We start from the raw sequence: 15,348 nt of genomic DNA, 5'->3' as shown, positions 1-15,348 counted from the left end.
GAATAAAGATGGCAGATAAAATATTAGAAGTAAGAAATTTAAAAAAACATTTTAAAACTCCTAAAGGGATGCTGCATGCAGTAGATGGAGTAAATTTTTCTATAGAAAAAGGGAAAACTCTGGGAATAGTAGGAGAGTCTGGGTGTGGTAAATCTACAACTGGAAGGGTAATTCTCAGATTATTAGAAGCTACAGATGGGGATATATTTTTCGAAGGTCAGAATATAAGGGAATTTGATAAAAATCAAATGAGAAAATTAAGGGAAGATATGCAGATAATTTTCCAGGATCCATTTGCTTCTTTAAATCCTAGAATGACTGTAAGTGAGATCATAGGAGAACCGTTAATTATCCATAAATTAGTCAGCAACAAGAAGGAATTAAGTGAAAAAGTAAAGGAATTGATGGATTTAGTAGGATTAAGTCAGAGATTATTAAATACATATCCCCATGAATTAGATGGTGGAAGAAGACAAAGGATTGGTATAGCCCGTGCACTGTCATTAAATCCAAAATTTATTGTATGTGATGAACCTGTATCAGCCTTAGATGTATCTATCCAAGCTCAAGTTTTAAACCTTATGCAGGATCTACAACAAAAATTGGGATTAACTTTTATGTTTATTACCCATGACCTGTCTGTAGTTAAACATTTTTCAGATGATATTGCAGTAATGTATTTGGGTCAGTTAGTGGAAAAAGCTCCATCTGCTGTACTGTTTAAAAATCCAAGACATCCATATACAAAAGCTTTACTTTCTGCTATTCCAGTAGCAAGCTTAAAGCATAAGATGGACAGGATTGAATTACGTGGAGAGATAACTTCTCCAATCAATCCAGAGGAAGGGTGTAGATTTGCAAAGAGATGTGCGTATGTCAGGCCTGAATGTAGTCATGGAGATCCTGCATTAAATGAAATTTCAGATGGACATTTTGTTGCATGTCATCTTGTAGATAACTTAGTTCAAAATAAATAGAATTAAAAATAAAAAAGAGGATTGATCCAAAAGGGTCAATCCTCTTTTTTGATTACTAAATCTAGTCTTAATCGATCTGAGAAGTGAGACGACTATAAACTTCGGAATAAAAGCTCAGAACTAAGCTTTACTCGCTTTTCTCTTCAGCTTTTAATTTTGAAGGTGATGCTGCTTTTACAATGATTATCCTACTAAGAGCGATATACAAATTAAGTCCTCTCAAGGTTCTTGAATTATGTAATAATCTTTAGAAATCTTGGTGATGCCCTTTTCGGGTACGCAACGTAGTGAGGACTATAGCTTGGGAGCTCGTGGTTATTCTACCTCTACTAAAAAGCTATTTTCAAAATTTGAGTTTTTCTTTCCTCTATTTCGATTCACGAATATTAAATTTATTTATATTTAATAAAAAAATTTAAATGTGACACATCAAAAGAAATAGAGTCCGTTAAGGATGATACCCTTAGATTTTAATCTTTTTTTAATTACTATTCCCAAGTATAAAAATTAGATTTAGTAAATATGATTTTTACGATGCCAAGGGAAAGAGGGTCTACATGGAAAAAGAGAGAAACCTAAGCTATAACCATCTTGTCTTAGTGGAGTAGGTCACAATCGTTGTTGTAGAAGTAAAGAAATTATACTCCAGTTGCTAATGGCAGTCATTAGCAACCATTTTATTCAATTGTAGATCCATTTTAAACAAGGTTGTAATGATAAGGGTGCACTAAAGGATGAAACCGCTACAGGAGCGGATTTGAGGCGTTCACTTCAATAGGTAGTGTAACATTTTTGTTGTAGTCACTTTTTTAAATTGTCTAAAAATGAACTCAATGAAATTAAAGCTAAAAGGACACTAAATTAAGTGTCCTTTTTATCTGGTGTCTTTTAAAAAATTACTTACGATTTTTGTTTGAATTTATTTTCGAGAATAGTCAAATTTTCTAAATCTTTTTCTAATTGGTTTATTTTCTTTTTAATATTTTCCATTCTTTGGTCTATTTTTTCACTTTTATTTTTAAATTCATCATTTTTTTCTAATCTCTTTAATTCTTCTTCAGCTACCAATTTCTTTGTTTTTCTTAATTTTTTGATTTCATTTAATCTATTAATCATAAAACCATCTCCCAAATTACACTTTTAAAAATCATTTTTTATTGCTATCATTGGAGCAAAGAGGACAACCCTTTTGGGTTGCCCTCCTTTATGTTTTAGAATTTACATTCCTTTTAAATCTTGTGCTATAAATTGAGCTTTAGCTCCAAAGATTGCTTGAACACCGTTTGTACCAACTTTTAGTACTCCTGAAGCTCCTAATCTCTTTAACTCTTTGTCATTTACTTTATTTACATCTTTAACTTCTAATCTAAGTCTTGTAATACAAGCATCGATTGTAACTAAGTTATCCTTACCACCTAAGGCAGCCATAACTAAGATAGATAATTCACTTCCACTTACCTTTACTTCTTCCTCTAACTCTTCATCTTCTCTACCTGGAGTTTTAAGATCAAACTTTCTAATAACAGTTCTAAATAAGAAGTAATAAATAACAGCTAATACTAATCCTACAACTATTACCATATACCAGTTATTGTCAAATTTTCCACTCATTCCTGGTAAGGCTCCGAATAAAACATAGTCGATAACTCCACCTGAGAAAGTCATACCAATTCTAACTTTTAACATATTCATCAGCATAAATGATGTTGCAGCAATTACACAGTGAATACCGTATAAAACTGGTGCTACGAATAAGAAAGCAAATTCAATTGGTTCTGTAATACCTGTTAAAAATGATGTTAATGCTGCTGAGAATAAGATACCTCCAGCTAATTTTCTTTTTTCAGGTTTTGCCTCATGATACATAGCCAGTGCAGCAGCCGGTAATCCAAACATCATGAATGGGAATTTACCAGTCATAAATTTACCTGCGCCTTGATAAGTTGAAGATGAGAAATCTCTAACTCCATCATTAAACATTGCAAACCAAATTCTATTATCTCCTTGAACTAATTGTCCAGCGGCATTTGTATATTCACCGAATTGGAACCAGAATGGAGAATAGAAAATATGATGTAATCCGAATGGAATTAATGCTCTTTCTATTAAACCAAATACAAATGTCGATAAGTTTGAATTATTAGGATCATTTGCGATCATTGATAATGAAGCTAACCCTGCTTGAATTGGCTGCCAGATATAAGGCATAACCATACCAACAATAAATCCTACTACAGCTGCCATGATAGGAACTAATCTTTTACCTGCAAAGAATCCTAAGAATGGCGGTAATTCTGTTTTATGGAATTTATTGTACATAGTAGCACCAATAATACCTGCAATAAGACCACCAAATACACCTGTTTGAAGTGTAGGTGTACCAAGAACTAAAGCAAATGCTTTATCTCCAGCTTCTAACCCTGCGGCTGCATCAGTTAAACTTCCCATAGTAACATTCATAATTAACATAGCAACAATACCTGCTAATCCAGCAACTCCATCTCCACCTGCTAAACCTATAGCTGCTCCTACTGCAAACAGTAATGGCAGATTTCCAAATATAACGTCACCTGCATTCTTCATTAATGGTATATCCGCATGTGCTCCTACTGCTAAGAATATACCAGCAGCTGGTAATATTGCGATAGGTGTCATCAGTGCTTTTCCAACTCTTGATAATTGTGCAAACATTTTCATCTTCATTCCTCCTAAATTATATATTTTAGTGATAATATTTATGTACAAATTTAAACTTGTTTTCCTTCTTAGAGAGTAAAAATACTTTAAAAATGTTACATTTTTGATGTTAAAATGTATCTATTTGATTTATTTTTTATCTAGTTGTTCTAATTGGGAACTTTCAAGTCTTTTTTGTTTCATGCTTTAGAATAAAACTTTTTCATAAAAAAGTCAACATTTTTTTGAAAAAAAATGAGCCTTTTTTCATAATTCTGAATTTGATTCTTTAATTTTATTGGGTTAGATTATCTTTTATTAAAAAAAAATAATTTTTTATTTGAGCCTTTTTTTTATAAAAATTTGACTTTTTATTTTTTTTATCATAAAATCAAGGTAAAAATGAATTGTTATCAAATGTTTTGTGCGAATTAAGATTAGGGGGGTGAGATTAGGAGTAGTTATGAAAAAAGATAAGTATAGTATAATAGAACCTTTTTTAAAAAAGGAAAAAAAATTAAAAGAACTCAGCAGTGAACACGATATTCCATATAGCACCCTTAAGAGGTGGATAAAGGCATATAAAGAATTCGGTACCAAGGGTCTCTCTAAAAAAATTAGGAGTGATAAGGATAGTTTTAGAAAAGCTGATGATGAAACTATGGAATATATATTAAAGGAACATAAAAAAAATCCAAATATAAATATAACAACCCTTTATAAGAATTACTTAACTGCCTTTAAAAATAAAAATATCACTAAATTAAGTTACAATACTATATATAGAATGGCTACTAATTTAGACCCGTTCAGCCAGAAATATGTAAATAAAAACTTAACTAATATAAAGAAACCAAATGATATATACAGGATATCCACTGAGAAATTACATATTAAAAACTTAAATATTAATCAAGGGATCGCTACCATAGTTATAATATATGACGTTTATGATGACAGTATATTAAACTATAAGATATATACTGGAGAAGTTAAGGAAGAGCATTATCTCATACTCATAAGGGAAACTATTATAAAAAATAAAATAGGAGATTATCTGGTAAAGCCCAAAAATATATTTATAGATGACTTTAAGATGGGAAATAAAGAAAAATTTTTTACAATTTTAAAGGAATTAGATATAAATATTAATGGAAATTTAGATAAAAATAAGGAGATAACTAAATTTGTCAGGTTCTTAGAAAAAGATATTATAAATATTTTCAAAGGAGAACCCCTCACTATTAATTATTTAAACTATAATCTTGAAAAATATATATGTAACAGCGTTTTAAAAAATATTCCAGAGGGCAATAAATTATTTGATTGTAATAAATTAGATTTTTTGCTTGAAAGTGCAGATAGAAAGGTACAAAATTATGGGATACGTTTTAAAAATAATTTATATAGCGATGAAGTATTGAAAGGATATATAGGGGAAATAGTCACTTTGAGATACAATCTCTTTGATCTGAATGTTTTAAAGATCTATCAAAACGATAAATATTTATTTTCTGTATATCTGACCGATGCACTGATTTAAGATCCTTTTTTAAGGATTTTTTTTTTGCTGTATCTTTGATGAAATTTAGTCCTGCAGATACTGTATCTAGAGATCAAATAGTTCAAGCAGTTAATTTTAACAATCAGATAAAAAATTTAAAATCAAAAAAAAAGACTGTAAACTCGATTGTTTACAGTCTGAAACGTCACGTGACGTTTTTATTATAAATCTTTGCTTATTTTTTTCTGTTTTTTTATTTTCTCGTTCTAAGTAAAATTAAATCCCTTAAATAATTTTCATTTTTAGCTTCCAACCATTTTTTTTCAAAATTATCATCTTTAATTAATGTTGCTATAGATGCCAGAGTCTGGAGGTGTAATTTATTTAATTTAGGACTGCTGACAAATAAAAATACTGCTTTTATCTGTGGGTGCTTTTCACTAAACTTAATCCCGTCTCTGCACCTGAATACAGCCATATGGAATGTATCTATATCCTCTATAACAATATGCGGAATAGCTGTAAATCCAGAAATAGCAGTGGTTATTTCATTTTCCCTTTCAAAGAAAAGATTCTCTAATTCCAAATTGTTTTTTCCTAAGATGGTAGAGAATTTTTCAGCTTCTACCTCAATTAACTCTTTTAAACTAGTAAAACTTTTTAGGTCTACAATGGGAGCTTCCATAACTATCTTATCAAATTCTGTAAGTTCAACCTCATCCCTTTGATGAATAATATCCCGGAGTTCACTCTCTAAGCTATGGCCTAATTTAAGATTATCAGTAATTTTTATTAAAAGGTGTAATAATGCATATTCCCTGCTGGAATTTTTCTTTCCATAGGTAAAATAGATAGCCAAACTTATAAAAATAAGACCGATACTGGATTCTATAGCAGCTATACCCAATTGGGCTATAAAAGATGTGAATACAAATATAGTAAATATCTGAATCCATGGGTATAGTGGGGCAACAAAAGACGGTCTGTAATTTGACAGATTACTTTCTCTGATAATAATCACCGATAAATTGGTAAGGACATATGTCGTTAGTATTACTGCTGATGCTGTTTTTGCTAGTGTTTCCAATGGTAATAATAATGATCCTACCATAAGTAATCCTGTAGAAATAATAGCTACTGTAGGAGTTTTAAATTTTTTATTTACGTGACCTATAAGACTAGGAAATAATTTATCCCGGCTTAGTGCCAGTGGGTATCTGGACGCTGCCATGACCCCGGCATTTGCTGTGGAGATAAAGGCTAATAGGGAAGCTACTGTAATAATGATATATCCTGGATTTCCTGCTAAGACCTTTGCAGCATCAGCAATTGGAGTCAGTGAATTAGCTAACTGGTCTCCTGGCAATACTCCTACAGTAACAAATAGTGTAGCACCATACACTAATATGATAACAATTATGGAAGAAATTAATCCTTTAGGAATATTTTTCTTAGGATTTTTTACTTCTTCGGCGACACATGCTACAGTTAATAATCCACCAAAGGATACAAAGATAAGAGCAGCACTAGAAACTATAAGACCTGCACCTAAAGCAGTAAAAGGTGAACCGGAACTTACTAATTCTAATCTATTGTTTACAACATCATAAATTTGAACAAAGGGATTAAAAAACTCGAGATTGACATTGAACATTCCAACAGCTATAAAAATTCCCATTAACAGTAATAAACCTGCCACTATAATAGTTTCAAATTTACTGGCTGCTTCAACTCCAACAATATTTAAAATCAAAAATACCGCAGTGACTAAAGAGGAAATGATTATTAAGGTATGGTGATCCATAGCATCCCCGTATAAAATTCTACCAACAACACCAGCTATACCAAAGATTGCAAAAGCAGTTTTCAAACAGATTGCAAACCAGCTGAGGACTCCAGAGATAGTTCCTATAAGAGGGCCCAGGGTTCTCATTATAAAAAAATAATCTCCACCGGCTTTTGGCATTGCGGTGATCAGTTCAATAACCGACAGTGTGCCCACAAGTACAATTAACCCGCCTAAAATATAACCTAAAATCATAATTGGACCTGCCTTACTAAAGGCTATTCCAGGTAATATAAATATTCCTGAACTTATCATCGCTCCAGATGCAATGCTAAACACATCCATAAATCCAAGTTCCTTTTTTAGTTCCATAATATCACCCCATTAATATATTTTAATAATCTGAGTATACTCTATTTTTACGTTATTTCAAACTAATCATTCGTTAAGATAAAATTAATAATTATAAAGTTGTTCTCAGATAAAGTTCGATGGAGTCAATTTAAAAGATTATTATTTTCTAAAAAAAATCCTTTAATATCTAATAGTACATTGAAATCCAAAGATCGATATAAAAAAATTGGAATTAAATTTAAAAAACATCACTGGATTTCCTGTGATGTTTTTTTCTGAAAACATTTACTTATTTTTTCTGTTTTTTCTTTTTCGAAGCAAGATCAGATCCCTTAAATAATTCTCATCTTTGGCCTCTAACCATTTTTTTTGAAAATTCTCATCTTTAATTAATGTTGCTATAGATGCCAGAGTCTGCAGGTGTAATTTATTTAATTTCGGGCTGCTGACAAATAAAAATACAGCTTTTATCTGTGGGTGTTTTTCACTGAATTTAATCCCGTCTCTGCACCTGAATACAGCCATATGGAATGTATCTATATCATCTAAAACAATATGTGGAATAGCTGTAAATCCGGAGATAGCAGTGGTTATCTCATTTTCCCTTTCAAAGAAGAGATTCTCCAATTCCAAATGGTTTTTCCCTAAGATGGCAGAAAATTTTTCAGCTTGTAACGTAATCAGCTCTTCTAAACTAGTGAAACTTTTTAGGTCTATAATGGGAGCCTCCATCACTATTTTATCAAATTCTGTCAGTTCAACATCATCCCTTTGATGAATAATATCCCGGAGTTCACTCTCTAAGTTATGCCCTAATTTAAGACTGTCAGTAATTCTTATTAAAAGGTGTAAAAGTGCATATTCCTTACTGGAATTTTTCTTTCCATAGATGAAATAGATAGCCAGACTTATAAAAATAAGACCGATACTGGATTCGATAGCAGCTACTCCCAATTGGGCTATAAAATATGTAAATACAAATATAGTAAATATCTGGATCCATGGATACAGGGGTGTTATAAAGGAAGGTCTGTAATTTGACAGATTACTTTCTCTGATGATGATCACCGATAGATTGGTGAGGACATATGTCATCAATATAACGGCAGATGCTGTTTTAACCAGTGTCTCTAATGGTAATAATAAAGATCCGACTATGAGCAGCCCTGTAGATATAATAGCCACTGTAGGAGTTTTAAATTTTTTATTTACTCGACCTACAAAACTAGGAAATAATTTATCCCGGCTCAGTGCCAGGGGGTATCTGGACGCTGCCATGATCCCGGCATTGGCCGTGGAGAGAAAAGCTAAGAGGGAAGCTATAGTAAGGACTATGTATCCAGGTTTTCCTGCTAATACCCTTGCAGCATCAGCAATAGGAGTCAGTGAATTGGCTAACTGGTCTCCTGGTAAGACTCCTACAGTAACAAATAGTGTAACTGCATAAACTACAGTGATAACTGCAATTGATGAGATCATTCCTTTAGGAATATTAACTTTAGGATTTTTTACCTCTTCCGAGATAGAAGCAACTTTTAAAAGTCCTCCAAAGGACACAAAGATAAAGGCTGCTGTAGAAACTATAACTCCTGCTCCTAAAGCAGTAAAAGGCGAACCGGAACTTACTAATTCTAATCTATTGTTTACAACATCATAAATTTGAATAAAGGGGGTAAAAAAATCAATATTGATATGAAACATACCAACAGCTATAAAGATTCCCATTAATGAAAGTAAGCCTATAACAAGGATAACTTCAAAGGTACCGGCAATTTTAACACCGATTATATTTAATATTAAAAATATAGTTGTGACAATGGAGGAGATAATGACCAAGGTTTGGTGATCCAGGTTACTTCCATAGATGATTCCACCGATAACTCCTGCTATACCAAAGATTGCAAAAGCAGTTTTCAAGCAGATTGCAAACCAGCTGAGGACTCCAGAGATGGTCCCTATGAGAGGGCCCAGGGTTCTCACGATAAAAAAGTAATCTCCACCAGCCTTTGGCATGGCAGTGGTAAGTTCAATAATAGATAATATTCCTGTAAAAGCAATTAATCCGCCTAATATATAACCTAAAATCACCATTGGTCCCGCCTTACTAAAGGCTATTCCAGGCAATATAAATATTCCTGAACTTATCATCGCTCCAGATGAAATACTAAATACATCCATGTATCCAAGTTCTTTTTTTAGTTCCACAATATCACCTCATTTTTTTATTCTCTAGGAAATTATAAAAATCATGAAATAAATAAAAAATTATAAAATCCTAGATTGTGCCTATCTGGATGCAACGTGACGTTGCTTTTTTATTTTATAATCCGAGTATACTTCATTTTTATGTTGTTTCAAACGGAGCTATTGCTAAAATTAAACTGATAATTCCAAAATTAATTTTAGTCATGACTAACTACTTTCAATTTTAAAGGTTGTTATATTTTTCAACAGATCTCATTATAAATAAAAGGTGTCTGTTTATTCTCCTCAATTTTTCCATTATTCTAAAATAAATATGAATTTCCATGGTATTTTCCATTTTTTTATTGAATTGTAGGATTTGGTTAATATGTTCAGATCTTTTTATTAGATCCTTTATCTTAGTATTATCTGGATATTTCAATAAATCAGAAAATTCAGAATTCATTTTACCGATCAAAGAACAAATTTTTAAAATAGCTTTTTTTCTGTGGGGGTGGAAATGAAGGTTATCTCTCTTTAATTGCAGGTATTGTTTGGCCAAACTGGCCTCATAATCTCCTAAAGATTCATAAGAATCTGCCAACTCTAAATGATATCTTACTTCTAAGACGGATTTATTGGAATCACTGTGTCTGAGAACAGAGGTCAATGAATCGATTATGATGATCTGAATCTCGTCCAATTGACGTTCGGCTTCAAATAATCTATCTACACACCTATCACACTTTTTAGAATCCTCGGAGATAAGTGTTACAAAATCATGGAAAGCACAAGAATATATATCGTTCATCTTAGAGATTAAAAGTTTAGATTTTTCCAGTACAATAAACGGGACCTTAGCTAGATTGTCGTCATCAACTTCTAAATTTAAATTTTGTTTACTATCCGGGATAATATAATTGAGTAATTTTTCTAATTTAGTTGTAAATGGTAAAAATAATATAGCAATAAAAATATTAAATAAGGTATGGGAAATTGCAATATATTTAATTATATCTTCTTCTGGGCTAGCTATAAAACCGATAAACTTTACATAGAAAAAAAATAATGGAATAATGATTGAAACTCCTATTATCTTTATACTTATATGGGCATAAGCCGCCTTTCTAGCACTGGAAGATCCAGTGAGAGACGCCAGGAAAGCTGTGATGGTAGTTCCTATATTTTCTCCCAGGACCAGAGCCACTGCACTATTGGGGCTTAGAAGACCCTGACTTGCCATAGCCATGGTTATTCCTATAGTTGCAGAAGATGACTGTAAAATAGCAGTAATAAATGCTCCCATAAGAGCAGACAAAACAACACCCTGAAAATCAGATGCTTCAAATTTACTAAATAACTCTATAAATCCAGGAAGATCTTTAAGAGGTCTAATTCCAAGTTTCATCAGCTCTAATCCAAAGAAGATCATCCCAATTCCTAAGATCAAATTTCCCCTCTGCTTCCATTTGGATGATGGATAAAAAAGAAAAATAAAGATACCTATTCCTGCTATGGGTAAGCCGTATTTACCAATTTTTAAAACTAAAAGCCACCCTGTAATAGTAGTCCCTATATCCGCACCTAAAATTATACCTATGGCCTGCCTTAAAGTCATAAGGTTTGCGTTTACAAAACCTACCACCATAACCGTCGTTATAGATGAAGATTGGATGATGGCTGTGATGGTAGCTCCTACACCTAGTCCCATGATCCTGTTAGAAGTCATGGTATTTATAATATTTCTTAGTTTCTGTCCTGCTAACTTTTGTATACTGTCAGACATTCGAAACATCCCATAGAGGAAGATACTTAATCCACCGATGGTATTAAATAATATCTCTAATGTCATCCCCATAAGATCACCCCTTTAATGTCTCTCAACCTTAGTTTTAGATTATCTATATCTACCCTTCCTAAAAAAAAATTATATTTTATTTTACCGTAGATTATTTGCAGTTTCCTATCTTTAATGTAGTAGATCTTATAAAAACTTCCTTTTTTCAACCTATATTTAGATATTTTTTTCTGATTCCATAGATAATCCAGATAATCTAAATACAGCAAAGCCTTATCTTTTAGGGATTTTTCATAGAGATCTATGATATTTTCAATATCTATATTTTTATAACCCTCTATATATTTATCTTTATGAGTACAAATATCATAAGCAGTTTCTAAAATTTTAAGCTGAGATGGTGTATAGAATTTTGTAGGCAGGAGGCTGCTCTTTTGGTTATTACATCTTTTACAGAGGAGAACTGCGTTATATTTATCATCGGTTTTTAGTCCATAGCCTAGAGAAAGGGGCATATGATGATCAACTTGCAGATTTTTTTTACTCCCGCAATTAAAACAGCGGTGTTCAAATAGATGTTTTATCCACTGGCTGTCAGCATAGGTAAAGTTCGAATCTATAACTTTATGTCTTTCATACCGTTTTCCCTTAACTTTAAATATTTTATTAATTCTTTTTTCGGTAACATTAAAGGGGATCTTACTTTTAAAATCCCCTTTGATTATTCTATATGCAACCTGTTCTTTTTTTTTTATAAGTTCATCTATCCCATAAGGTTTCCCCCCCTATAAATTTATATCCATTCTTTCTCAGCCATCTACGGTAAGATTTTGGATCTTCTATATATTTTCCTATATATTCCCAATATTCCTTAGAATGGTTAGGGTATTTTAGGTGTCCTAGTTCATGCATCACCAAATACTCAATTACATCCAGGGGAACTTTTATAAGGTTGAGGTTGAAAGTAATAGTTCCGCTGGAATAGCAGATTCCCCAGGCAGATTTTAATGGTTTAATCTTTATTTTCTTAGGGTAAAGCTCCATAAGTTTAGTATGTTTTTCTAGATAACCCTCTAAAATCCTTTTTATTTTTTGCTCATACCACTGATTTAATACCAGATCAAAATTCTCAGAGCTGTTGAAAATTATATTTTCTTCCCCTATCCTTATGGAAACCTCGGATTTTTCTGTCTTTAAAGGATAGAGTTTCCCCAGATAATAAACCCCTGAATTATCAGCTGCAGAGGAATATTTTTTCAGTTTATTCTCTATCCAGGCATATTTATCCTCTACCAATTTTAACCCGTAGGAGTAGGAGATCCTCATAGGGATACTTAAAATAATTTCCATAGATGGTTTTACCTGGAGGGAGATATTTTTCTTTTTCTTTTTGATGATACTGAGTTCTCGTTCTTTATTTCCAATTAGTACCTTATATTTTTTTATCATTTTGTTCCTATGACTAAGAATAACGGATATTTTTTATTGTTTTTTTCGATAATAAAAATATTTTCAATTACTTTTACCTCTTTAAATCCTGCACCTTTAAAAATTTTCTCTAAAAATTCATTTGAGAATCCCAAGGAGTAGATTCCATCCATTGAATCATGAAATGAACCATCTTCTTCCATTAGATCTGCAATGGCTATCATCCCGTTAGGGTTTAAAGAATCATATAGTTTTTTTGCTAAATTTGTTATATCTTCGATATGGTGCATAACCATAGAACTCATAATCAGGTCGAAGGTTGAGGTGATTTCAAATATTCCCTTGGGTTCAGTGGTTAAATTTTTATAGTCTCTGCCTTTTTCTTTTAAAATGTCTAACATATTAGGAGAAAGATCTATCCCGTGGACTGCTCCAACTTCTTCTATTAATGGGAAAATTAGCAGTCCGGTACCACATCCAAAATCCAGGATATTCATATTTTTATTTAATTTTATATTGTTTTTTATTGCTCTGGCAATGGCCTTGCCACGTTCTATTTTTGATTCTGTATCCCAATCTTTTGCACGTTCATTAAAGTTACTCATATTTATCCTCCTAATTATTTTTTCTAGTATAATTATACAATAAAAAAGCCATAAACAAATAATTTTGTTCATGGCTTTAGATTTATATTATGAAATTTCTAATTCTACCTCTGTTGGTTCTAGATCTCTACCTTCTATTCTTATATCATCCCAAAGTTTAAAACTTCCTTCAATCCCAATTTCATTGGGGTTAAAATTCCAGTCATCTTGAGTTCCGTTTTTCATTCTAGCCTTATAGTCTTTTAAACATAATATAGTTGGTTTGTACATGATTAAGATACCCACTATATTTACCCATGCCATCATTCCCACACCGATGTCTCCCAATGTCCAAGCCAGACCACCAGACATAATTGAACCTAGGAATACGAATCCTAAAAATAATATACTTAATATTTTTCTGATTTTCTTACCTGAAGTTTCGTCTCCGAACAGGTAGACTGAAGCTGTGTCCCCATTCCAGAAATAAGCTAGGATTGTTGTAAATGCAAAGAACATGATAGCTATAGCTACGATATAAGCTCCATAACCAATACCAGCATCCAATGCTGCAGTTGTATTAAGAGGTCCAATAGTAGACATTGTCATCTCAGTAGAAGCTATAGCTCCTGAGTAGATCTCTTTTCCAGTGGGAGCGAAAACTTTGTATGCACCAGTGATGATGATCATCAGTGCAGTTGCTGTACATACGAATACAGAATCAATGTAGATAGAGAAAGCTTGGATTAATCCCTGTTTAGCAGGATGTGAAGTATCAGCGGCAGCGGCAGATGCAGGACCAGTCCCCTGTCCGGCTTCATTGGAATAGATTCCTCTTTTAACTCCCCACATAACAGCACTACCTACGATACCAGCAAAGGCTTCATGTTGCCCAAATGCGGATCTAATTATTAATGATAATGATGGAACAATATCTCCAACATTTAAAGCTAGTACAATAAGAGCTACCAGAATATAAGCTATAGCCATAAATGGAACTACTATACCAGCAAATTTAGCTATCCTTTTAGCACCACCAAATATAATTATTCCTAACAATGTAACTATTACTACTCCGGTTGCCCATGTAGGGATACCGGTAGCTGTCTGCATAGATCCTGCAATTACATTAGCTTGCACAGAAGGCATGAAGAATGTCATTCCGGCTACAGTTACAATGGCAAATAAGTTACCATACCAGGCTTTTCCACCTAATAGACCTTTCTTAAAATAATAAGCTGGTCCTCCTCTGTATCCACCTTCAATTTTTTCCTTATATAGTTGTCCCAGTGTAGATTCAACATATGATGAAGCTGCACCTAGAAGTGAGATAACCCATAACCAAAATATCGATCCCGGCCCTCCTAAAGCAATGGCTGTAGCGACTCCTGCAATATTTCCTGTTCCTACTCTTCCAGAAACTGACATACACATTGCCTCAAATCCACTTATTGAGTCTTTAGATCTTTCTCCTGGTTTAACATCTTTTCCCATTAATAACCTTATCATCTCTTTTATCATTGTAAATTGTGCTCCTCCAATCTTTAGAGTGAAGAATAGTCCTGCTCCCAGACAAAGATAGACAAGCAGTGGTGACCAAATAATACCATTTAACTGATTAATAAAACTTTCCATTAAATACCTCCGTTTAAATACAATATAAAACAATTGAAATTCGATCTGAATAATTGGAACAACAGTCTTTATCATTGGTAACAATTAAAGGATAGCACCCTATAAATGAGAAGTCAAACCTAAAAAGAAACATTTTATTTATTTTTAGGACACAGTTTTGATGTTCGTTCGTTATTTAGTGAAATTTTTATCTTGATGTTTATATGTTTTCAATACTGAAGTTATTTTTTCGTTATAAAAAATAACGGTAGAGTTATAGTGAAAATAAAAAATCCCTACTTATAAGTAGGGATTTTTTATTCAAATATTTATACATCATTTGGTGCTCATATATTATTTTCACATAGAATGTATATATATTCTAAATGTTCAAATTTTTACACCTATAGATCAAAATAATTGATACTTTTAACATGAAGTTA

11 protein-coding genes are annotated in these 15,348 nt (G+C 32.4%); 2 read left to right on the top strand and 9 right to left on the bottom strand.

Going from position 1 to position 15,348, the window contains the following annotated elements:
- Positions 1-8 precede the first annotated feature (8 nt).
- On the top strand, positions 9-977 hold the full coding sequence (locus DYH56_RS05550; RefSeq protein ID WP_114641875.1) for an ABC transporter ATP-binding protein: 969 nt from the start codon (positions 9-11) through the stop codon (positions 975-977).
- 900 nt (positions 978-1,877) lie between these two features.
- On the opposite strand, the gene DYH56_RS05545 is transcribed toward DYH56_RS05550, so the two are convergent.
- Positions 1,878-2,093 (bottom strand): hypothetical protein, encoded by a 216-nt coding sequence (locus DYH56_RS05545; protein WP_114641874.1) that lies wholly within the window; start codon positions 2,091-2,093, stop codon positions 1,878-1,880.
- Between the two features lie 102 nt (positions 2,094-2,195).
- Entirely contained in the window at positions 2,196-3,674 is a 1,479-nt protein-coding gene (gene ptsG / locus DYH56_RS05540) for a glucose-specific PTS transporter subunit IIBC (protein ID WP_114641873.1), read from the bottom strand.
- 442 nt (positions 3,675-4,116) lie between these two features.
- On the opposite strand from ptsG, the gene DYH56_RS05535 reads away from it, so the two are divergent.
- On the top strand, positions 4,117-5,196 hold the full coding sequence (locus DYH56_RS05535) for a Mu transposase C-terminal domain-containing protein (protein WP_114641872.1): 1,080 nt from the start codon (positions 4,117-4,119) through the stop codon (positions 5,194-5,196).
- A 214-nt stretch (positions 5,197-5,410) separates the two neighbouring features.
- Here the strand turns inward: DYH56_RS05535 and DYH56_RS05530 are convergent, their stop codons facing one another.
- The 7 genes from DYH56_RS05530 to DYH56_RS05500 all read right to left on the bottom strand — a co-directional run bounded on the left by DYH56_RS05530 (position 5,411) and on the right by DYH56_RS05500 (position 14,926).
- On the bottom strand, positions 5,411-7,315 hold the full coding sequence (locus DYH56_RS05530) for an amino acid permease (protein WP_114641871.1): 1,905 nt from the start codon (positions 7,313-7,315) through the stop codon (positions 5,411-5,413).
- A gap of 267 nt (positions 7,316-7,582) precedes the next feature.
- Positions 7,583-9,502, bottom strand: coding sequence for an amino acid permease (locus DYH56_RS05525; RefSeq protein ID WP_114641870.1), 1,920 nt, complete (start codon positions 9,500-9,502; stop codon positions 7,583-7,585).
- Positions 9,503-9,725: 223 nt separating this feature from the next.
- On the bottom strand, positions 9,726-11,339 hold the full coding sequence (locus DYH56_RS05520) for a Na/Pi cotransporter family protein (RefSeq protein ID WP_114641869.1): 1,614 nt from the start codon (positions 11,337-11,339) through the stop codon (positions 9,726-9,728).
- Entirely contained in the window at positions 11,330-11,863 is a 534-nt protein-coding gene (locus DYH56_RS05515; protein ID WP_255414680.1) for an HNH endonuclease, read from the bottom strand. Before DYH56_RS05515 ends, DYH56_RS05520 begins: the two co-directional genes overlap by 10 nt.
- Before the next feature lie 175 nt (positions 11,864-12,038).
- Entirely contained in the window at positions 12,039-12,728 is a 690-nt protein-coding gene (locus DYH56_RS05510) for a M48 family metallopeptidase (protein ID WP_114641867.1), read from the bottom strand.
- Positions 12,725-13,312 (bottom strand): class I SAM-dependent DNA methyltransferase, encoded by a 588-nt coding sequence (locus DYH56_RS05505; RefSeq protein ID WP_158539066.1) that lies wholly within the window; start codon positions 13,310-13,312, stop codon positions 12,725-12,727. The genes DYH56_RS05510 and DYH56_RS05505 overlap by 4 nt, the downstream gene beginning before the upstream one ends.
- 87 nt (positions 13,313-13,399) lie before the next feature.
- Positions 13,400-14,926 (bottom strand): alanine/glycine:cation symporter family protein, encoded by a 1,527-nt coding sequence (locus DYH56_RS05500; RefSeq protein WP_114641865.1) that lies wholly within the window; start codon positions 14,924-14,926, stop codon positions 13,400-13,402.
- Positions 14,927-15,348 lie beyond the last annotated feature (422 nt).

This window comes from Psychrilyobacter piezotolerans (assembly GCF_003391055.1).
Classification (GTDB): Bacteria; Fusobacteriota; Fusobacteriia; order Fusobacteriales; family Fusobacteriaceae; genus Psychrilyobacter; species Psychrilyobacter piezotolerans.
This window is presented reverse-complemented; position numbering and strand designations above follow the sequence as displayed.

What these genes read in the sequence shown, in the direction of transcription:
- DYH56_RS05550 (WP_114641875.1), top strand. Translation starts at nt 9, where the DNA reads ATGGCAGATAAAATATTAGAAGTAAGAAATTTAAAAAAACATTTTAAA.
- DYH56_RS05545 (WP_114641874.1), bottom strand. Translation starts at nt 2,093, where the DNA reads ATGATTAATAGATTAAATGAAATCAAAAAATTAAGAAAAACAAAGAAA.
- ptsG (WP_114641873.1), bottom strand. Translation starts at nt 3,674, where the DNA reads ATGAAAATGTTTGCACAATTATCAAGAGTTGGAAAAGCACTGATGACA.
- DYH56_RS05535 (WP_114641872.1), top strand. Translation starts at nt 4,117, where the DNA reads ATGAAAAAAGATAAGTATAGTATAATAGAACCTTTTTTAAAAAAGGAA.
- DYH56_RS05530 (WP_114641871.1), bottom strand. Translation starts at nt 7,315, where the DNA reads ATGGAACTAAAAAAGGAACTTGGATTTATGGATGTGTTTAGCATTGCA.
- DYH56_RS05520 (WP_114641869.1), bottom strand. Translation starts at nt 11,339, where the DNA reads ATGGGGATGACATTAGAGATATTATTTAATACCATCGGTGGATTAAGT.
- DYH56_RS05510 (WP_114641867.1), bottom strand. Translation starts at nt 12,728, where the DNA reads ATGATAAAAAAATATAAGGTACTAATTGGAAATAAAGAACGAGAACTC.
- DYH56_RS05505 (WP_158539066.1), bottom strand. Translation starts at nt 13,312, where the DNA reads ATGAGTAACTTTAATGAACGTGCAAAAGATTGGGATACAGAATCAAAA.
- DYH56_RS05500 (WP_114641865.1), bottom strand. Translation starts at nt 14,926, where the DNA reads ATGGAAAGTTTTATTAATCAGTTAAATGGTATTATTTGGTCACCACTG.